The organism is Prevotella sp. PTAC (genome assembly GCF_013166535.1).
In the GTDB taxonomy this organism is placed as follows: Bacteria; Bacteroidota; Bacteroidia; order Bacteroidales; family Bacteroidaceae; genus Prevotella.
Window position 1 is genome coordinate 26,386 of sequence record NZ_JABKKK010000014.1, and the last position, 21,453, is coordinate 47,838.

Below are 21,453 nucleotides of genomic sequence, written 5' to 3' on the forward strand. Positions count from 1 at the left end.
TACCATATCCACCACACCTACCCTCACTATTTCTTGCGTTTAACGTCCCGTTGCCTCGCATTCAGACGCTGAACGCAAGCCAACGGGATGCCGAACGCGACGCGACCGGCAACCGAACGCACTCCAACGGGCATCCCGTTGCGGAAAAAAACGCCTTTCGCCATCCGTCGAAAAGCGGTATATCGCATCGCATATAGCGGTGTATATCGTCTTCGTTTTCTATCTCAACGAAAAACAAAGTGTTAAATCCGTGACTTTATTCGTACAAAATAGTATCGGAACAGGCCTTTCCTACTTCACCGGCATGACATTATGACGATGTGAAAGCCAACAGGCACAGTGGCACGCCTACCACAGGCAAATCATTGATGCGGAAAACCGTCTCGCCACCATACCCAAGTCATCAAACGATAAATATACGGTGAAACATACTAATTATATGCGATAATTTACCGATAAGGCAAAATGTAAGAGCAAAACCGGCACCAAAACTTGGCCGAAAGGAAATAAAACACTATTTTTGCAACAACGATAACGGATGCCGATTGCCGGAAGACAACCGGCATCGGCATTCTGTATATCAGCCAAATAAAATAATCTACCGATATGAAATCAATATTAACGGCCGCCAAGACGGCAAGCCGCAGTCTGGCACTGCTCACCGACAAGAAACGAAACGAGGTGCTGACGGACGTGGCGGCGGCGATTACCGAATGCAAGACCGAGATACTGGAAGCCAATGCCGGGGACTTGAAGAAGATGGGACGGGGCAACCCGCTCTACGACCGGCTACTGCTCACGCCCGAACGGCTCGACGCCATAGCGGCCGACATGCTCAACGTGAGCCGGCTGCCATCGCCGCTGGGACGCACGCTGACGGAGCGGACACTCGACAACGGACTGCGCCTGAGGCGTGTAAGCGTGCCTTTCGGCGTGATTGGCATGATATACGAGGCCCGGCCTAACGTGACGTTCGACGTTTTCGCGCTATGTTTCAAGAGCGGAAACGCATGTGTGCTCAAAGGCGGAAGCGACGCGGAACACTCCAACAGGGCCGCCGTAAAACTGATACACGGCGTGCTGTCAAGGCACGGGGTTTGCCCGGAGGCGGTCACACTGCTGCCGGCCACACACGAGGCTACGGCCGAGATGCTCGGTGCCGTGGGATACATAGACCTGTGCATACCGAGAGGCGGCAGGAGACTCATAGACTTCGTGCGCGACACGGCACGGGTGCCGGTAATCGAGACGGGAGCGGGAGTGGTGAACACTTACTTTGACGAGACGGGAGACAGAGATAAAGGCGAGCGCATAATACATAATGCCAAGACACGGCGGGTGAGCGTGTGCAACGCTCTCGACTGCCTCATAGTAAATGCCAGGCGGCTGGCAGACTTGCCATACCTGTGCGCGCGGCTGGCGGAAAGCCGGGTGACAATATACGCCGACGAAGCGGCATTCGACGCATTGCGGGGCAAGTATCCCGCCGGGTTGCTGATGCCGGCCGACGAGAGCAGCTACGGCACGGAGTTCATGGACTATAAAATGGCCGTCAAGACAGTGCAAGACCTCGATGAGGCCATAGCCCACATCAACCGGTACGGCTCGGGACACAGCGAGTGCATCATCACGGAAGACGAGAGGCATGCCACAATGTTCCGCTCACAGGCCGACGCGGCATGCGTATACGTCAACGCACCGACGAGTTTCACGGACGGGGCACAGTTCGGACTGGGAGCCGAAATAGGAATAAGCACCCAGAAACTCGGCCCAAGAGGCCCCATGGGGCTCGAAGAGATTACGACATACAAGTGGCTGATAGACGGTGACGGACAAACAAGGAGATAGAATAAACGACAGCCTCTGACGTACAGGCACGGCAATATGAGACCATGCCGTCACGGCAGAGGCACAGAGATAACAATCAATAACGACAGACAGCAATGAGAACATTCATCAACGTGGAAGACATCGGCGACCTGCGCCAAGCGCTGGCCGAGGCACAAGAGATAAAGAACGACCGGTTCAAATATCAGCATCTGGGAAAGAACAAGACCCTGATGATGATTTTCTTCAATAACAGCCTGCGCACAAGACTCAGCACACAGAAAGCGGCCATGAACCTGGGCATGAACGTGATTGTGCTCGACGTGAACGCGGGAGCATGGAAACTGGAAACCGAGCGCGGAGTGATAATGGACGGCGACAAGAGCGAGCACCTGCTCGAAGCCATACCGGTGATGGCGAGCTACTGCGACATGATTGGAGTACGCTCGTTTGCCGGCCTCACAGACCGCGGCTACGACTATGCCGAAACGGTTCTGCACCAGTTTATCAAATATAGCGGGAAGCCCGTCTTCGCAATGGAAACGGCCACGGTGCACCCACTGCAGGCGTTCGCCGACCTGATAACCATCACCGAGAACCGGGACGGTTGCCGCCCTGTGAGCGAGCGTCAGGATAACGGATTTACGAAAAGTGAGGATTGCGGAACGAATAGCGGGGAACCGGCCGCCAAGACCACGAAAAGGCCTAAAGTAGTGCTCACCTGGGCACCGCACTGCCGTGCGCTCCCACAAGCCGTGCCAAACTCATTCGCGCAATGGATGAACGCCGCAGACGTGGATTTCGTCATCACCCACCCCGAAGGCTACGAACTGGATCCGCAGTTTGCCGGTGACGCCCGTATCGAGTACGACCAGATGAAAGCACTCCAAGGAGCCGACTTCGTATATGCGAAGAATTGGAGCTGTCCGGGCGTGACACGACCCGAAGACTACGGAAAGATCCTGTCGAAAGATCCGGGCTGGACAATAGACGCGGCCCACATGGCCGTGACAAACAACGGAAAATTCATGCACTGCCTGCCGGTACGGCGCGGCCTGATAGTGACCGACGACGTGATAGAGAGCGAAAACTCGCTCGTGATACCCGAGGCAGCCAACCGCGAAATATCTTGCTCCGTGGTGATAAAAAGGATGCTCGAAAGCATGTAAGTATCTTAAAAACAGGATAAAATTTGTTTATTCAGGATTTTATTACTACATTTGTGGCCTCCAACTATATTTTAATCTACTAAATAACTCAATAAACCAAAATTACAAAAAATGAAAAAACTGTTTACATTAATGGCGTTTTCGCTTTTGATGTCTCTCAATGTCGACGCACAATTCCGCAAGACATGGGATTTCTCAAAAGGATACAGCGCCGAGACAAAAGCCAACCTGAACGCCGACCCGAACTGGGTAAGCAACCGAACTGACGCCAACACAGGCGAAACAACCGGATGGAAAGACAATGCCAAGATGTCGGGAGAACTCATGGCAAACGGGGTGGTAATCGAAGAGTTGAGAGGCATCAACTTCTCTACCAGCGGATTGCAAAACAACGGCAACTATCTGCTCGACCCCACGACAATCCGTGTGGCCCGCAAGAAAATGGCTTTCAGCCTTCCCAAACTTGCTGCCGGCCAAAAGGTCACAATCGTAGCCAAGTCTGCCAACGGTACCGCCACTGACCGCGGATTTAAAGGAAATGACAACATGGAATACATCGACGGACCGGCAAACGGCATATGCCCTGGCCCCGACGGTCTCTGCACATTGGTATGGCAGGTAAAGGCCGATGTCGTTGACTCTGTGGACATCACCATCTCTACCGACATGGGTGGTCTCGATATCCAGTCTATCGTCATCGACGACGGAGACGCGCCGGATGTGGAGAAAGCGAAGAAAGTCGCTTATATAGCAGATGCGGCCACAATCGACGCCGACATGGCCTATATCTTCCTCAGTGCCACCGATGGTGTGGAACTGACTCAGGTAGATCCCGTTGCCGACATCACACTCGACAGCCTGCAATACTATGACGCTATTGTAGTCGCTCCGTCTGTAGCCGCGAATGCAGGTATCGTTCCCACATTGAAGAGCGCCATCGCTTACGAGCCGGTACTCAACATGAATGCCGCCATGTATGAGGCATGGGGATATGGCAAGCCCGTAGCTACTTCGGAAATGTCAGTCACTGTTCCTACTGAAATGGCAGACAACGCTCTCTTTGCCGACCTCGATATCACATCAGGCCTTGAATTGTTGACAGACGGCGGTATCACCGGAGTGTCTCTCGGTGAGTATTTCGCAAACGATGCCGTTCTTGCCACAGCCGGTGAGGCGGTCGCCATACACCAGCATAATGCGGCCCGCAACACTTATCTCTTCCTGCCTTACACAGAGGAAGGACTGGCTGCCGCCAACCAAGACATATTGCCCGTTATCCTCGGCAATGCGGTGAAGATGGTCGCCAAGACAAAGACAAATGTTTCCGCTGTCGTAGCTCCGTTGATTTCTCAGGAAAACAAGAATTTGGAGACTGTTGTCACAATTGAAAATACAAACAAGAGCGCTGTGACATATTATACAACAGACAGCAGCGAGCCTACAACGGCAAGCACACTCTATACAGAGCCGTTCACTTTGACAGAGGCTTGCACAGTGAAGGCCGTTTCTCTTGCCGATGGTTATTTGCCAAGTAGCGTTGCCTCACTCGGTGTTGTTATCATGTCACAGGCTGCCACTCCGGCAATCTCTATCGAGAAGAATGCCGACAACAGCGTTGTCACTCTGACATGCGCAACCGAAGGCGCCGAAATCTATTACAGCTACGGCGTGGTTACCGACAAGGCCAAGGCGCAGAAGTACGTCGAGCCTATCACACTGAAGGCCGAGCCGACTGAAATCTACGCTTTCGCTGTTGCCGAGGGATACGTTCAGTCAGGTCTCGCAAGCGATTACGTGGCAATCAACAGCCTCAACGCGCAGACCATACGTATCGACACCCTCACCCACTTCGACGCAAACTCGGCCGACTGGTTCGTGGATAACTCCGAAAACGGCGGTATCGGTAAGGAGAGCGCTTACTACTATTGGGGCAAGAACGCATGGAAATACTATTCAGACGAGGTTGACCACACCGAGACCGTCAAGGACTCTCAGGGCAACGACTCTATCGTATACTACTACAAACCGGATCCCGCTGCCGTTCGCGTAATCAACCCGAACACACCAAACGGATGGATATTGAAGAGCGCTGGACAGGTGCTAACAGGTGAGCTTACTCTTACGGCAGAGGCTGCTGTCGGCAATGGCGCAACAGGCCGTTTCGCAGAGACAGCCGAGGACATGATTGGCGGTACTCCGACAACCGGATGCATCACATTCGGCGGCAAGACCAGCGGCGAGCCTTATACGGCGTCTATCGAGACAACCGAGAAGTATGCCGCTCCGTTCGACGTGGTTACTTACGTCGGCAACGGTAACAACGGCAATCCGGGCAACCTCGAGATCCAGGTGTCTGCCGACGGCGAGGCATGGGACAGCATCGGTACCGTGTCGATGGCATCCACACAGCGCTACTACAAGAAGACACGCGTGTCTTGCGACAAGACAGGCGAGTACTTCGTACGCGTATGGCAGAAGAGCGGCAGCACCAAGGCCCAGGTTTACGACATCTACGTGCTCAACAACGGCGAGAACTCCAAGAAGTATGACGCAAGCACGGTAGGCATCGACAATGTCGGCGGCTCTGACGGGCTTGTGCGTGACGAGATATTCAGCGTTAACGGTGTCCGTCTGAACACTCTTGGCAAGGGAATCAACATCATCCGCAAGCACTATGCCGACGGAACGGTGAAGACTGTCAAGGTGATGGTGAAGTAATCAATGAGGGGAAGGGCATTCCCTGTAACACACAATACAATGAAACGCGCATCGGAGAGACCGGTGCGCGTTTTTGTTTTATAATAACAAGCATTGACCGTATCATTGCAGAAAAAAAACTTCAATAATCACCATATTAAGATTATTATGCTTAATTTTGCCACCGTATTCATACACCGATGAGCAAGCGAACAGATTATACAATAAACATAAACGGCACACTGATGGATTTCAACCGTCCGAAAGTGATGGGCATTCTCAATGTCACGCCCGACTCCTTCTATGCCGGAAGCCGGAAACAGACGGAGAGGGAGATTGCCGCCCGCACAAAGGACATAGTCGAGCAGGGGGGCGACATAATCGATGTCGGCGCATTTTCAACACGCCCGGGAGCCGAACAGGTAAGTGAGACGGAGGAAATGAGCAGGTTGCGACACGGCCTCGGCATCGTATGCCGTGAGGCGCCGGGAGTGCCTGTCAGCGTGGACACGTTCCGGCCGGATGTGGCCCGCATGGCTGTCGAGGAATATGGAGCCGCAATAATCAATGACGTATCGGCGGGAAATATAAATGGCGCGTTCGGAAGCGCCAATCCGATAGCCCCCACCGGAAACGCCATACCGGGAAAAACAAAGGCCGACGGGGCACCGTCACCGGAAACAGCGACAAGCATACCACCGATGTTCACCATGGCCGGACTACTGGGCGTGCCGTACATACTCATGTCGGTACGTGCCACATTGCATGAAATGATAAAAGGCTTCGCGGCCGATATTAACATGCTGCGGGCCGCCGGAGTGAAAGACATCATTCTCGACCCGGGCTTCGGCTTTGGCAAAACAGTGGAGCAGAACCATGCACTGCTCGCCGAGACAGACAAGTTGCAAGTGCTCGGACTGCCAATACTCGTAGGACTGTCTCGAAAAACAATGATATTCAAGCCGCTCGGCATCACTCCCGACGGTTCACTGAATGGCACGACAGTACTAAACACCATCGCATTGACACGCGGCGCATCGATACTCAGGGTACACGACGTGCGCCAGGCGGTGGAGTGCGTGAGGCTTGTGGGGCTGTCGGAAGACTTTTAAAACAATACCAACGACCAAACGCAAAGCACGGCATGAGCCTGACAGAACAGCCACTGCACGTGAAATACCACCAGGCAAGAATGATACTCAAACATAAATAAACAACAAACGGACTATAATGTTTTTCGAATTCGGAATAAAAGACGCAATAGACATCCTGCTGGTGGCACTGATGCTCTACTACATATACCGGCTGATGAAAGAGTCGCGCTCGCTGAATGTGTTCATCGGCATAATGGTATTTGTCGTACTCTGGCTGTTCGTTTCCCAGATAATGGAGATGCGGCTGCTTGGCTCGATAATGGACAAGCTGGTGAGTGTCGGAGTGATCGGTCTCGTCATTCTGTTTCAAGACGACATACGCAAGTTCCTTTACAGCATCGGTACAAACCGACGGATGAAGATGCTGATGCGGCTTTTCTCATCCGAGACAAATGAAAAACTGGAAGGAAAGAAGGAAGAGATAACACAGATCGTACTTGCGTGCCTGAGCATGAGCCGGCGCAAGGAAGGCGCTCTGATTGTCATGGAGCGTGTATCGCCGCTCGACGACATTGTTGAGACGGGAGAACGTATAGACGCCACCATAACGCAACGGCTCATTGAGAACGTATTCTTCAAGAACTCTCCCATGCACGACGGCGCAATGATAATATCAAAAGGAAGGATAAAGGCCGCCGGCTGCATACTGCCGGTCTCGCACAGTCTGGACATCCCCAAAGAACTGGGACTGCGCCACCGCGCCGCCATGGGAATGTCACAGGAAAGCGACGCAATCTCAATTGTGGTATCGGAAGAGACGGGAAGCATTACGACAGCCATCAACGGGGCTTTTCAACAACGGCTGTCGGCCGAAAAACTCGAAAGCATACTCACAAGAGAATTGATAGGATAATCTTAAAGGTAAAAAGGCTGAAAGGGTAAAGGGTAAAGGGCTACGCTTAAAGATGCCTTACCTTTTACTTTTTTACCTTTTAACCTTTAAAAACCATTCAACCGGCAGCACTTTTTCGGAATATTTTTTTTACTTTTGTAGTCAATTAGCTATACCGGATAATATATAGAAAACACATAATAAAAACAACTATGGATTTAGTACAACAAATCATTGAACGCGCTAAAAACAACAAACAGCGCATCGTGCTCCCCGAAGCGGAAGAGGAGCGTACACTGAAAGCGGCAGACATGGTGCTGCGCGATGAGATAGCAGACCTCATTCTCATCGGAAACCCGGCCAAGGTAGAGGCCATGTGCAAGGAATACGGCCTTGAGCACATCGGCAAAGCCACACTCATAGACCCGGAAAACAATCCCAAGGCAGAGGAATATGCAGAGCAACTCGCCGAGATCCGCAAGAAGAAAGGAATGACGATAGAACAGGCTCGCGAACTGGTAAAGAACCCGTTGTATCTCGGTTGCATGATTATCAAGACCGAAGGTGCCGACGGACAGATCAGCGGCGCGCTCAGCACCACCGGCGACACCCTGCGCCCCGCCCTGCAAATCATAAAGTGCGCCCCCGGCATAAGCTGTGTAAGCGGAGCGATGCTGCTCATCACCAAACAGCCGCAATACGGTGAGAACGGCATTCTCGTGGTCGGGGATGTGGCCGTGACGCCTATGCCCGACGCCAACCAGCTTGCCCAGATTGCCGTATGCACGGCTCAGACAGCAAAGAGCGTGGCAGGATTTGCCGACCCGCGCGTGGCAATGTTGAGCTTCTCGACAAAGGGCAGCGCAAGCCATGAGGTAGTGGACAAGGTCGTTGAAGCGACAAAAATAGCGAAGGAAATGGATCCCGGACTGAAAGTCGACGGCGAACTGCAAGCCGACGCGGCTCTCGTTCCGTCTGTCGGAGAGAAGAAAGCCCCGGGCAGCGACATTGCCGGACACGCCAACGTGCTCGTATTCCCCAATCTCGAAGTGGGAAACATCGGCTATAAACTCGTTCAGCGACTGGGTGACGCAGAGGCGCTCGGCCCCATCCTCCAAGGCATCGCACGCCCGGTGAACGACCTCAGCCGCGGATGCTCGGTAGACGACATATACAAGATGGTGGCAATAACCGCCTGCCAGGCAATGGACGCAAAGAAATAAGGAAATAAACTTTAAATAAAAAACAATGAAAATTTTGGTTCTGAACTGCGGTTCATCGTCTATCAAGTACGCGCTGTACAACATGGACGACCGCTCAGTGATGACATCGGGCGGCGCCGAGCGCGTAGGACTCGACAACGCTTTCGTGAAAGTGAAGCTCGCCAACGGCGAGAAAAAGCAGATAATGCACGACATTCCCGAGCATACAGAGGGAGTGAAGTTCATTTTCAGTCTGCTCACCGACCCCGAAATAGGAGTTATCAAAGACCTCAAAGAGATTGATGCTGTCGGTCACCGCATGGTGCATGGCGGCGAGAAGTTCAACAAGAGCGTGGTGCTGACGGACGAAGTGCTCAAAGTATTCGAGGAGTGCAGCGACCTCGCACCGCTCCATAACCCCGCCAACCTCAAAGGCGTAAACGCCGTGAGCGAGCTGATGCCCGGCCTGCCGCAGGTAGGAGTGTTCGACACCGCTTTCCACCAGACGATGCCCGCCAAGGCGTATATGTACGCCATACCTTACGAACTGTATGACAAGTATGCCATCCGCCGCTACGGTTTCCACGGCACGAGCCACCGCTATGTGTCAAAGCGCGTATGCGAGTTTCTCGGCGTGAAGCCCGAGGAGAAGCGCGTCATCACCTGCCACATAGGCAACGGAGGCTCAGTGGCCGCCGTTGAGAATGGCAAGTGCATAGACACGACAATGGGTCTCACCCCGCTCGAAGGCGTGATGATGGGCACCCGCTCGGGCGACATCGACGGAGGAGCGGTATCTTTCATCCAGAAAAAGCTCGGTCTCGATGCCGACGGCATCTCCAACCTGCTCAATAAAAAGAGCGGCCTTTTCGGTATCACCGGCATTTCAAGCGACATGCGCGAGATTGACGCCGCGGCCAAGAACGGCGACGAGAAAGCCCGACTCGCTCTCGACATGTACTTCTACCGCATAAAGAAATATGTAGGCGCATACGCTGCCGCCATGGGAGGCACGGATATCATCGTGTTCACTGCCGGAGTTGGCGAGAACCAAGCAAACATGCGCGAGGAAGTGTGCCGCGACATGGAGTGGATGGGCGTGAAACTCGACAACGAGAAGAACGCCACCGTACACGGTGAGGAAACAATCATATCCGCTCCCGACTCCAAGGTGACGGTCGTTGTCGTTCCCACAGACGAGGAACTGATGATTGCCACAGACACAATGGAGCTGCTCTAAGAAGCAATACACTCGCCGAAACGAGCAAAAAGACAGCGGGCGGCCATCAGATGGCCGCCCGCTATCATGATAAAAACATTCTGTTGCAAAGAGAACAACAAAACTTGACAAACATCGTAATCGTTCATATCTTTCAACTCTTTCACTTCCATAGCTGATAAGTCAATCTTTTCATCTTCCGCTAACTGCACAAGTTCATTTCTCATTTCACATCCTTGCTGTACCAATGGCGATAAAATTTCCTGTGCTTCCTGTTCTGTCATTGTTACGGTTGTTCTGGTATCAGTCCCTAAGCGTTCCGCCAAATTAGCGTTAATACTGTTTAGCAGGTCTGTGTCCACACCGTAAGTCAACATTACATTGTCAACCTCAGAGTCTTTGTTCATGACCCTCTCTTCATTATCACAACTATACAACACCAGCAAACATGCTTAAACAAATAGAATAATCTTTTTCTTTTTTTATGTGAAATAAATATAATTATTTTTCTATCAAGAATTCCCCTTTGAATGCTTTGTCGTCCGTAATGATTTCGATGGATACTTTTTCATTGTCTACATCCTCCGGAATGTTTATTTGTTGAGGAGTGTTTCCGATATTTCCCATTGTCATATAGATTGTATTGTCATATTCATCTTTAATAGATACAGTAGCATTTTCTATCGTAGAGTCGCACCGAATTTCAATGGTTCCATCCTCGTATGACACTTCCGGATTATTTGTTATATTAGGTTTACCTTTACCGTTGTTTTCAATTAGCTCCTCTAACGGAATAACATCTTTTGCCATAATACTGCCGCAGATTATCATAAAGGCTGCCATTGTTAATAGATTTGCTTTCATACGCTTTATCATTTAATTCATTTTCATCGCCAAAAGTATGAATAAATCGATTAAACACAAAGAAATCAAGTTTGCAAAACTGTCCGCAATTTATTTTAGCGAAGTAAAACTTGTCCGCAAAACTGTCCGCAAATTCGTGTAAGCTATTTATAATGAGCGTATTATCTTGTCCCACTCCTCTGGGTGCTTTTTCTCTCCGAAAGCACGATTATAAAGTTTGTTCCGTGCCGAACATACTCCCGAACCCGTTAGATTGATAAACTCTTTGATGTCGCTCAATGATATACCGACCTTCAAAAGCAGGCAGAGACGGTAATCCTTTTCGCTCATTTTACACAATTCGCTCAGCTTCTGATCGAAATCCGGTGACACTTCATTTATCGCTTTGCGCAATTCTTCCCAATCTTCGGTGCGTAAACGCCTATTCGATACAGGATTATTAATTAAGTATACAATATTCTTGTATATGTCATAATCTTCTATTTCCTTTCCCGTATCATTTTCATGTTTTTTCCTTTCATTCTCTTGCAATACCAGAGCCTTATACCTTTCAAGTTTATATCTCAGCAAAGCTCTCTTCTGCTTATAATATACTATTATCAGCAAAAATATAGTTGTCATAGTAATACCAACTGCCAATATAAGGATTATGAGGCTGTGCATGTTCTTTTTTCCCTCTTTCAACCTAATTATCTCTTTCTCCCGCAACTTATAGTTATATGCGGCATCAGCTTGTGCAACGGCTTCGGCCGATGTTATTTGCTGTATGGTATCGGTTGTCATCTGGAATTGCTTTAAGTAATGAAATGTCTTGCCTTGTTCGCCTTTGGACATGCTGTATTCGGCAAGCTCCCTGTATGCTTCCCGTCTTGCGTAAATATCATTCCCGGTTATCTGCTTCTGATAACAATAAACGGCAGAATCGATATTCCCGGTTTCACGATAAAGGCTGGCCTTAATGCCAAGTATGCTGTTTCTGTCGTACGGGTCATCGTAGTCTGTCGATATTTTAAGATACTTTTTAGCAGTCTCAAAATCCGAAATATAAATGTATAGTTTTGCCATCTGTCCGCAAACGGTGGCTTCCATGTCTTTATTTCCCTGCTCACGGGTCAAGGCCAATGCTTTATTGTAAAAATGAAGTGCCGGGTTGAACTCTTTCTTTGCCCGATACATGCTGCCGACATCGCGCAAAGAGAAAATCATACTTGTGGTGTCTTTGAGATGCTTATCGTCTATGTATGACTTTTTATACATTTCCAAAGCTTTTTCAGGCATTACCTGAAATTTATAAATATCTCCTAATTGATAGTATATTCTGCTCCTCAGCCGGCTCGGTTCGTCGGGCAGCAGGTCGGCGGCTTTTTGGAAATAGTCTGTGGCCTGCGGGTTGTCGCGCAGCGATTTGTACACCTTTCCGGCGTAATAGTACACCTCGGGCAGCATACGTTCGTCGTCCTCGTCCTCATAATAGCGCACGAGACGCACTGCGATGCTGTCCGATGTGTACTCATGATATGTGTAGGCCATGACTTTGAGCCTGAGAAGGTCGAAATACATGCGCTCGGGCAACGGGGCGGCAGCCATGCTGTCGGCCATGGCGGCGATGCGGGTCTCAGCCTCGTCGGGGTCAGTCTCTATCATACCGTATATAGACGTCAGACGCCCGGGCAGGTCATAATGTCGGCTGCACGACGCAAGTATAATGAATATACATAGCAAAAAGATTGTTGTTATGTGTCGATGCCTCATTGCTTGTCGCCGGTTATTGCTTTTCGTGTGGCCCCGGAGCGATGGTTACGGCATGCTCTCGCCCTCAACATACTCTTCGAGAAACATGTGCTCCCCGTCGTACACGGCGTATGTGAACTGTGTTATCCAGTCGCCGAGGATAAGCATACGCGCCTTCTTTGTCAGTTGCAGGTCAAGCTCTATGTGCCGGTGACCGTAGATGAAGAAGTCGATATCCGGATGGCTCCTTATGTATTCCTTGGTGTATAGCACGAGATGCTCGCGGTTTTCGCCCATGTATGGCGGTTCCTCTCCATCCGGCCGCTTCATGCGGCTGTGGCGTGCCCAGGCCAGGCCGAAAGCCAGCCCCCAGCGTGGGTGCAGGGCGGAGAACATGCGCTGGCACAGGGCGTTGTGGAACACCCTGCGTATCAGTTTGAACTTGCGGTCGGGGTCGCCCAGCCCGTCGCCGTGGGCGAGCATGAACGTCTTGCCGTATATCTCGGTGGTGAGCGGCCGCTTGTGCAGCGTCACGCCGCACTCGCTTTCAAGATAGTCGTAGGCCCAGATATCGTGGTTGCCCGTGAAGAAGTGTACCTCCACGCCCATGTCGGTCAGTTCGGACAGCTTGCCGAGAAAACGGGTATATCCCCTCGGCACCGCCGTGCGGTACTCGTACCAGAAATCAAACATATCGCCGAGCAGATATACCGCCGCCGCCTTGTGCTTTATGTCATCGAGAAACCGCACGAGCCTGCGCTCGTGCATCCGCCCGTGCTCTATGGCGAGAGAACCGAGATGGGCATCGGAAATGAAATATATTGGCTTCATACGCTTTACGGATTTATTAAGGTGAACGGATTTAGCCGGCCGGTGTGCCCCGGGAGGCGTCACCGGCACGGACATCACTCGAATCCCAGCTCCACACGGGCCTCTTCGGTCATCATGCTCTTGTCCCACTCAGGCTCGAACACGAGGTTCACGGTGGCGCTCGCCACGCCCTCGACGCTGTCCACCTTCTGCCGCACGTCTTCAAGTATGAAGTCGGCCGCCGGACACGACGGTGCAGTGAACGTCATATCCACCTCCACCTCGCCGCCGTCTTTGACATCAACCTTGTATATCAGTCCGAGGTCATATATGTTCACCGGTATCTCAGGGTCGTAAACCGTTTTGAGCACGTCCACTATTCTCTCTTCTATCTTTGTTTTCTCTTCCTGTGTCATGACATTTGTTTTTTTACTTCGTTACAAATTTACGGAGATTTTGCGAGAATATGGCATCGTAACGAGTTTTTTTGGAGAAGGGATTCTGGACTCACCCCGGCATACCCCACGCTTGAAAAAACATGCTACGCAAAACTATCAACTATCTTTACAAAACACCTCTCATAATTCGTTTGTTTCAAAATGTAAATCCCACGGCCTAAAATAAGCGAGTTTTGGGCTGTTTTACGCAACCACCTGTATGCCAGCCTAATATGTCTTTCACATATTACTTCCCATACCAAACCAACGCCATCTATCTGAAATCTTTTTCCGTTTAGATACCCGTTGGCTTGCATTTAGACGCTAAATGCAAGCCAACGGGTATCTAAACGCGACGCGGTTAGCGGCTAATCACACTCCGACGGGCATCCCGTTGCGGAAAATCGGCGCAACTATCATTTTGAAACAGGGAACATATCGCATCGCATATAGCGGTGTGTATCGTCTTCGCTTTCTATTTCAACAGAAAACGATGTGTCAAATACATGATTTTATTCGTACAAAAACCGGTTACGCCCGCTTTCCCGATATGTTCGGAAAGCGGGCGTAACCGGTTTATAACCTTTCGCACGGCTCAAGACCATCCCCGGACATGCCGGCCGTCAAGGCAGGGTGATGCTGTCCACGCCTATCCGCTCTTTGAGAAATATGCTGGCCGACTCCCTGAACTTGTCGGGGTTCTCCGTTGTCAGATAATGCACGCTGCCGCCTGTGGAACACTTGCGGTCCATCTCGGGATGCTGCCCGAGATATGTTTTCAGACTGGCCGCCACATAGTCGCCCTGAGACACCACCGTCACCCCGGCGGGCGTGTAAAGGCGTATCTTGGGCATCAGCAGCGGGTAGTGGGTACACCCGAGGATGATGGTGTCTATATCGCCGTCGAGCGACATGAGCTGGTCTATCCGCTTCTTCACAAAGTAGTCGGCACCCGGACTGTCCCCCTCATTATACTCCACGAGCGGCACCCAGAACGGGCATGCCACTCCCGAGACATGTATGTCGGGATACAGCTTTGTTATTTCGAGGTTGTAGCTCTCGCTCCTTATCGTGCCCTCTGTGGCGAGTATGCCCACATGGCGCGATCGGGTGATGGAGCCTATAATCTCTGCCGTGGGGCGGATGATTCCGAGCACACGGCGTGAGGGGTCAACGGCGGGCAAGTCGTTCTGCTGTATGGTCCGCAGGGCTTTCGCCGAGGCGGTGTTGCACCCGAGAATGACGAGATGGCAGCCCATGTCGAACAGTCTCATCACAGCCTGCCGGGTGAACTCATAAACCACGTCGAACGAGCGTGTCCCGTATGGGGCGCGGGCGTTATCGCCGAGATACAGATAGTCGTATCGCGGCAGCAGGCGGCGTATTCCGTGAAGGATTGTCAGTCCGCCGTAGCCGGAATCGAAGATACCTATCGGTCCGGGAGCTGATGGCAGTGTTCTCATTATTCGCTTGTGTGTCTTGGCCGCATGTCAGAACTGTTCGGCCACGGCCCGGCTGATATCCTCGCCCACGGCCCGGCTGATGAACGGACACGAGTTGTTGTCCGTGTTCACGATAAAGGCATAGCCCCGTTCCTCGCCTATTTTCCTCAGTATGGCAGCCAACCTGTCGTGCAGCGGAGAGTATACGTTACGCTCGGCCGCCGCCAACAGGCGTGAGCTCTCTTCCTTGAAAGCTATGTTTCGGGCGAGAAACTCCTGCAACTCGCTCTGCCGCTTTTGCAGTATGGTCTGCGGAAAGTCTTTCAACCCTTCGAGAAACTCCTCGTATTTCTTGTTGAACTCCGTCTCCACCCGCTTGGCCTCGGCATCGTACTTGGCTCTCAGCTCGCTCAACTGGCGGCCGGCTTCGGCATACTCGGGCATCGCCCGCAAGGCGGCATCATAGCTCAGGTAGCCGAATTTCAATGTCTGTACCGCCTGCTGGCGCTCCAATGGCGCTGCGGCTGCACGGTTGCCGTGCACGGATGTTGCGGCGGGCGCTCCGGCTTCATCCGCCTGACGGGCGGCATTCTCTGTCTGCGCGGTTGCCGACAGCGCCGCCATTGCCGTCATGATAATCATAAATCGTCTCATGATGTGTTCTTTTAGGGAGGATTTCGGTTGCCGCAGGCCGCTATTTGTGTTCCGGCGAGCGGTATGTTAAAACAAAAACCGCAGACCCGCATCCGTCAGCCACGGGCTGTTCCGGTTGCGCCTGTCTGCGGCATTTATCTCTCGGAATTATTTCAACCCGAGCTGTGTCTTCACCTGGGTGGTGACATCTGTGCTGAGTGTCGTGCTGATGTAGGGCACTCCGCCTGCGATATCCATTATGTAGACATATCCTCCTGCCTGACCCACCTGCTTGATGGCGTCGACGATCTTGGTGGTGATAGCCTGCATCTTCTCCTGCGATGCCCTGCCGAGAGCCTGCTGGTTGTCCTGATAGCTCTGCTGTATCTTCTGATACATCTCCTGCAGCTCCTGCTCGCGGCGCTGACGGATATTCTCGGGCAGCTTCTCGCGCTCCGTCTCGTATGCCTGCGACTTCTTGGTAAGCTCGTCCTGCATGCCTTTCAAGTCGTCCTCATACTGTTTCTGAAGGGCGTCGACTTCTGTTTTCGCCTTTGTGTACTCAGGCATCGCCTGGATAATCTCCTGCACGTTCACGTGTCCGAACTTCTGGGCGAATGTGGCCACGGGAGCGAACAACATGAGCATTAAAATTAATTTCTTCATTGTCGTTTTATATTTGTTTGTTATTGATATTTTCTTAATCCCATCAGTTATATCCCAACTTTTGCAGCACCTCGTTGCTTATGTCTATCTTCGGGCTTCCGAATATAATCCCGGCATCGCTCGCCCTGTCGAGGATAAGCTGGTAGCCGCGCAGGTCGGCGATGTCTTTCACCGCGTTGTATATCTCTTCCTGTATAGGAGTCATCAGGCTGGTACGCTTCTTGAACAGCTCACCTTCCGGCCCGAAATATTTCTTTTTCAGTTCGGCTGCCTGCTTTTCCTTTTCCACTATTGCCTCCTGCCGGGATTTTTTCTGCTCCTGAGACAGGAAGACGACCTCGTTCTGGTAGTTTTTATACATTGTCTGGGCCTCGGTGGCGAGGGCTTCCACCTCTGCCTGCCATTTCTTGGAGACCTGATTGAGCTGCTCGTTGGCACGCTCGTAGGCCGGAACGTTCTTCAATATGTAGTCCATGTCTACAAGCGCGAACTTCTGTGCGCCTGCCTCAGTGGGCAACAGGGCGATGGCCGCTACCAGCATGATCGCCCTGAGTGTGTTGATAAGTTTCTTTCCCATGGTTCTTAACTGTTAGTTGGTGAATAATACGCGGTGGCGAGACAGGCATACGAGCCCGCTGCCGCACTATATCAGAACTCCTGTCCGAGAATGAAGTGGAACTGGCTGCCGCCCTTCACGCCCGTGGAGAGTGTCTTGTCGAAACCGTAAGCCCAGTCGATACCCATCAGACCGACCATGGGCAGGAAGATGCGCACACCCGCTCCGCCCGAGCGTTTCATGTCGAACGGATTGAACTTCTTCGTCTCGCTCCATGCGTTTCCGCCTTCGAGGAACGCCAGGCCGTAAATGGTGGTGTTGCCAAGCATGAACGGATAGCGCAGTTCGAGCGTGAAGCGGTCATAGGCATATCCGGGTGCCGAGTAAGGTGTGAGAGAGCCGTTCTCGTAGCCTCGCAGTCCGATCGTCTCCTGGGCATATCCGGTCGAGTAGCCGCTCATACCGTCGCCACCCATGTAGAATGTCTCAAAGGGTGATTTCTTATGGCTGTTGTACGAGCCGAGCAAGCCGAACTCCACACGCGTCATGAGCACAAAGCACTTGGTGCCGCCTGTCAACGCGGTATATGTCTTGGTCTTGAACTTCCACTTGTGATACTCTATCCAGCGGTATTTTTCCTGCTGTTCGGCCTCGAAAGTGGCCGAGTTGGCGTTTGTGGCGAGGTTGCTGTAATCCTTGTTGTCGAATGCCGACCATGGCGGCGTGAGGGTGACCGACGCCATGAACTCCGAACCGCGACGGGGGAAGAGCTGGTTGTCGGTGCTTACACGCGACAAGGTGATGCCCAGGTTGATGTTGTTGCAATTACCGTTTGAGATTATGAAGTAACGCCAGTCGCGCAACATATAGCGCTGATAAGCGAGGGTTGCCGAGAGTTGGAAGTAGTCATCTGGCCAGCGCAGACGCTTGCCCCAGCCGAGATAGAGGCCGAGAAGCTGTACGTACTTATCGTCGTCGAGATAGCTCTCGTAGTTGTTGTAGTAGTTATTGTAGCTGCCGTAACCTCCGTAGTAGCCGTAATAGTTGTTCATCCAACTGTTGTTATAGTAGTTGCTCGACACGTCGGTCTGCTTTGAATAAGACACTCCGACGTTAAATGCGTCGGGACGCTTGCCTCCGAACCACGGAGCCGAGTAGTTAAGGCTGTACGACTGATAATATGTACCGTTGGTCTGGGCACTCAGCGCAAGTTGCTCACCGTCGCCGATAGGCATTATTCCGCGGTGCATCTTGTTGCGTCCGAACAGGTTTCGCATCGAGAAGTTGTTGAGTTTGAGAGACACACGGCCCACGACACCGGTCTGTCCCCAACCGAGCGACAGCTCGACCTGGTCGTTGGACTTCTGCTCAAGAGGCCAGTTCACGTCAACAGTACCGTCGTCCGGATTAGGCTTGATGTCCGGCTCGACCTTCTCCGGGTCGAAAAATCCCATGGAGGCTATTTCTCTCGCCGAGCGCATCAGCGCATCCTTGGAAAACAGGTCGCCGGGTTTGATACGCAGTTCGCGGCGCACCACCTCTTCATAAAGACGGTCGTTACCGAATATTCTCACAGCGTTGATATGGGCTTTGGGGCCTTCCGTGATCCGCATCTCCAAGTCGATGGAGTCTCCCACGATATTGACCTCCGCAGGGTCAAGCTCGTAGAATAGATAACCGTTGTTCCAATAGAAGTTGCCCACGGCGTCTTCATCCTCACGCAGACGCTTGTTCAGCTTCTTCTGGTCGTACACATCGCCTCTCTTCATGCCCAGCATGTAGTTCAGCATGTCGGTCGTGACCACTGTATTGCCCACCCACGTGATGTCGCGGATATAGTATCGCTGGCCTTCATCTATCTTGACATAAATGTTCACGTGGTTCTCGTCATGATTCCAGACACTGTCCTCGAGTATGGCCATATCCCTGTAACCCAGCTCATTATACTTGTCTATAAGATTCAGCTTGTCCTGTTCGTATCTCTCGGTGGTGAATTTCTTTGATTTCAGGAAAGAAGACAGCTTGCCGGCCTCGTGTGTCTTGGCAAAGGCACCCTTGCGGAACAGTCCGCCCTTGATTTTGGACGCGCTCAGGTTGTTGTTGCCTTCTATGGTGATCTGCCGCACTTTCATCTTGTCTTTCTTGTCGATATCCACATCAAGAATTACCTGGTTCTTGCCAGTCACGTCGTCGCGCTGCGTTATGTTTATCTCGGCGTTCTTGTAGCCCTTTTCATCAAAGTATCTTTTGGCGAGTATCTTGGCCCGGTCTATCATGTTGGGCGTAATCTGACTACCTTTCATAATGCCCAGTTTCGCCTCCATATCCTCACGTTCCGACTTCTTCAATCCGGTGTAGTTGATGGTGCTTACCCTCGGGCGCAGGGCGAGATTGACACACAGATATATTCTGTTTCCTACGATAGAGTCTGCCGTTATGGACACTTGGGAGAACAGGCCGTGGCGCCAATAGCGGCGCACGGCCTCCGTAAGCTCAGCGCCCGGCACGCTGATTTGCTGTCCGATGGAGAGTCCGGATAGTCCCGTGAGCATGTAATCCTCATATTCCTGCACACCCTTGACGGTTATTCCGTCTATTATGCATATCCTGGGAGTTCCAGAATAAGAGATGTCCGGATTTACGATTTTCTCCTGAGCGGCCACCCGCGAGGTCATTCCCAGCGCGACGGCAATCAGCAGCAATATCTTATTTATGTGACACATTATATGATTATTATTCATTGTTGTTTACTTGTTGTTCTCCTCTTTCTCCACCTGCGCTCCTGTCTTGCCAAACCGACGCTGCCTGCCCTGATAGCTCCCGATGGCGCGATGCAGCTCTTTCTCATCGAAATCGGGCCAGAACGTGTCGCAGAAATACAGTTCGGAATAGGCAATCTGCCACAGAAGATAGTTTGATATGCGCTGTTCTCCGCCTGTACGTATGAGCAATTCGGGATCCGGCATGAACGCCGTCTGCATGTGTCTGCCTATGGTCTGCTCGTCAATGCTGTCGGGAGATAGCGTTCCCGCCTGCACCTCTCCGGCTATTTGGCGCATCGCGTTCGTTATCTCCCACTTAGACGAGTAGCTCAATGCGACAACCATCGTCATCGCTTTGTTGCCGGCGGTGTGCTCCTCCGTCTCACGCAGTTTCTCTCTCACTGCCTCGGGCAGTCTGTTCATATCGCCGATAACCCTGAAACGCACATCGTTTTTCATGAATATCTCGTCTTCGAGCGAAGTGAGCACCAGTCCCATCAGCGCCGATATTTCATCGGCAGGCCTGTTCCAGTTTTCTGTCGAGAAAGTATATAGCGTAAGATATTTCACACCCAGTCGTGTACACTCCGACGTGATGCGGCGCACTGCCTCCACTCCCGCCTGATGTCCGAAACTGCGTTCACGCCCGTGCTGTGTGGCCCAGCGTCCGTTTCCGTCCATTATCACGGCTATGTGGCGCGGTATGCGCTCCATGTCTATTTGGCCTGTCATATTTATTCTTTCAGTCTCTATCGTTATTACAAGTCTTGCATTTCGCCATGATGTCATACGTGACAGACAGTCGCAGCGTGCTATAACAATCGGTGTTCTTGAACATTCCGTTGCTCTTTATGCCGTATGGGTCTTCCACACCGTCGAGTTTGTCGCTCAGCGAGAAGCTCATTATCCATTCAAGTCCGAGGTTCAGCCGTTGGCCTATCTTGTATTTCACTCCGGCTCCAATCGGGATATTGGCCGTGAACACGCTTTTCTCCTGCGTCTTGGCTATCGTCGTGCCGAGTCCCATCGCCACGTAAGGGGTAAACGGGCGTGCGCCCCGATACTCACGCCCCGTGCCGTATGGCCAGAAATTATACTCAAACCGCAACCCTATGTCGGTGGTCGCGTTGTTGAACTCTATAGTCTTATCGCTCGTCTCGGGATACCACGTCTCGGTGTTGTCGCTCGTTCCCTTCAGTTTGCCGTGTGTCACGCTCATTGCAAGCGCCATGCGCGGATTGAACTTATACCTGCTTACGAGAGAGAATGCCGGTTGCATGTTTTTTGTCAGACTACCGTTGAAGTCTCCAAAATATGTCATCAGCCCTGCGCCCACACCAATCTCGGCCCTGTACTCGGGCTCTTCCTGTGCCGCTACCCTGGTAAACGACAGCATACAGATGGTGATTATGACTACAAGGTACCTCATTCATTTCATTATTTGCGCGCCGT

The 21,453-nt window shown here is 51.8% G+C and carries 19 protein-coding genes; 7 read left to right on the forward strand and 12 right to left on the reverse strand.

Annotated elements, in window-relative coordinates:
• The first annotated feature begins 606 nt into the window (after positions 1–606).
• The 7 genes from HPS53_RS11075 to HPS53_RS11105 all read left to right on the forward strand — a co-directional run bounded on the left by HPS53_RS11075 (position 607) and on the right by HPS53_RS11105 (position 10,121).
• Positions 607–1,848, forward strand: a complete 1,242-nt coding sequence (locus HPS53_RS11075; protein ID WP_172206265.1) for a glutamate-5-semialdehyde dehydrogenase — start codon at positions 607–609, stop codon at positions 1,846–1,848.
• Between the two features lie 95 nt (positions 1,849–1,943).
• Positions 1,944–2,996 carry an acetylornithine carbamoyltransferase gene (locus tag HPS53_RS11080; protein WP_172206267.1) on the forward strand — a complete coding sequence of 351 codons (1,053 nt, stop codon included), beginning with the start codon at positions 1,944–1,946 and terminating at the stop codon, positions 2,994–2,996.
• A gap of 111 nt (positions 2,997–3,107) precedes the next feature.
• On the forward strand, positions 3,108–5,714 hold the full coding sequence (locus HPS53_RS11085; protein WP_172206269.1) for a chitobiase/beta-hexosaminidase C-terminal domain-containing protein: 2,607 nt from the start codon (positions 3,108–3,110) through the stop codon (positions 5,712–5,714).
• A 179-nt stretch (positions 5,715–5,893) separates the two neighbouring features.
• The gene (locus HPS53_RS11090; protein WP_172206271.1) at positions 5,894–6,805 is read left to right on the forward strand and encodes a dihydropteroate synthase; all 912 of its coding nucleotides are present in this window, start codon (positions 5,894–5,896) and stop codon (positions 6,803–6,805) included.
• A gap of 118 nt (positions 6,806–6,923) precedes the next feature.
• Entirely contained in the window at positions 6,924–7,700 is a 777-nt protein-coding gene (cdaA, locus tag HPS53_RS11095) for a diadenylate cyclase CdaA (protein WP_104368650.1), read from the forward strand.
• Positions 7,701–7,891: 191 nt separating this feature from the next.
• Complete coding sequence (gene pta, locus HPS53_RS11100; protein WP_104368649.1) at positions 7,892–8,902, forward strand: phosphate acetyltransferase; 1,011 nt, start codon at positions 7,892–7,894, stop codon at positions 8,900–8,902.
• A gap of 25 nt (positions 8,903–8,927) precedes the next feature.
• Complete coding sequence (locus HPS53_RS11105) at positions 8,928–10,121, forward strand: acetate kinase (protein ID WP_104368648.1); 1,194 nt, start codon at positions 8,928–8,930, stop codon at positions 10,119–10,121.
• On the opposite strand, the gene HPS53_RS11110 is transcribed toward HPS53_RS11105, so the two are convergent.
• From HPS53_RS11110 to HPS53_RS11165, 12 genes are all read right to left on the reverse strand, one after another.
• Entirely contained in the window at positions 10,118–10,507 is a 390-nt protein-coding gene (locus HPS53_RS11110; protein WP_104368647.1) for a hypothetical protein, read from the reverse strand. The genes HPS53_RS11105 and HPS53_RS11110 overlap by 4 nt on opposite strands.
• Before the next feature lie 94 nt (positions 10,508–10,601).
• Positions 10,602–10,964, reverse strand: coding sequence for a DUF3244 domain-containing protein (locus tag HPS53_RS11115; protein WP_172206275.1), 363 nt, complete (start codon positions 10,962–10,964; stop codon positions 10,602–10,604).
• A 147-nt stretch (positions 10,965–11,111) separates the two neighbouring features.
• The gene (locus HPS53_RS11120; RefSeq protein WP_172206276.1) at positions 11,112–12,608 is read right to left on the reverse strand and encodes a lipopolysaccharide assembly protein LapB; all 1,497 of its coding nucleotides are present in this window, start codon (positions 12,606–12,608) and stop codon (positions 11,112–11,114) included.
• A 153-nt stretch (positions 12,609–12,761) separates the two neighbouring features.
• A complete protein-coding gene (locus tag HPS53_RS11125) occupies positions 12,762–13,526 on the reverse strand; it encodes a UDP-2,3-diacylglucosamine diphosphatase (protein WP_104368652.1) in 765 nt (254 codons plus the stop codon).
• A gap of 74 nt (positions 13,527–13,600) precedes the next feature.
• Positions 13,601–13,921: a metal-sulfur cluster assembly factor gene (locus HPS53_RS11130; protein WP_104368644.1), complete on the reverse strand. Its 321-nt coding sequence runs from the start codon at positions 13,919–13,921 to the stop codon at positions 13,601–13,603.
• 644 nt (positions 13,922–14,565) lie between these two features.
• A complete protein-coding gene (murI, locus tag HPS53_RS11135; protein ID WP_104368641.1) occupies positions 14,566–15,405 on the reverse strand; it encodes a glutamate racemase in 840 nt (279 codons plus the stop codon).
• A 27-nt stretch (positions 15,406–15,432) separates the two neighbouring features.
• Positions 15,433–16,038 carry an OmpH family outer membrane protein gene (locus HPS53_RS11140; RefSeq protein ID WP_253942890.1) on the reverse strand — a complete coding sequence of 202 codons (606 nt, stop codon included), beginning with the start codon at positions 16,036–16,038 and terminating at the stop codon, positions 15,433–15,435.
• Positions 16,039–16,185: 147 nt separating this feature from the next.
• Positions 16,186–16,683 carry an OmpH family outer membrane protein gene (locus HPS53_RS11145; RefSeq protein WP_104369161.1) on the reverse strand — a complete coding sequence of 166 codons (498 nt, stop codon included), beginning with the start codon at positions 16,681–16,683 and terminating at the stop codon, positions 16,186–16,188.
• A 43-nt stretch (positions 16,684–16,726) separates the two neighbouring features.
• Positions 16,727–17,260: an OmpH family outer membrane protein gene (locus HPS53_RS11150; RefSeq protein ID WP_104369162.1), complete on the reverse strand. Its 534-nt coding sequence runs from the start codon at positions 17,258–17,260 to the stop codon at positions 16,727–16,729.
• 71 nt (positions 17,261–17,331) lie between these two features.
• Positions 17,332–19,962 (reverse strand): outer membrane protein assembly factor, encoded by a 2,631-nt coding sequence (locus HPS53_RS11155; protein WP_172206310.1) that lies wholly within the window; start codon positions 19,960–19,962, stop codon positions 17,332–17,334.
• Between the two features lie 24 nt (positions 19,963–19,986).
• The gene (locus HPS53_RS11160) at positions 19,987–20,733 is read right to left on the reverse strand and encodes an isoprenyl transferase (RefSeq protein ID WP_104369164.1); all 747 of its coding nucleotides are present in this window, start codon (positions 20,731–20,733) and stop codon (positions 19,987–19,989) included.
• A 10-nt stretch (positions 20,734–20,743) separates the two neighbouring features.
• Complete coding sequence (locus tag HPS53_RS11165; RefSeq protein WP_172206277.1) at positions 20,744–21,430, reverse strand: DUF6089 family protein; 687 nt, start codon at positions 21,428–21,430, stop codon at positions 20,744–20,746.
• Between the last annotated feature and the right edge of the window lie 23 nt (positions 21,431–21,453).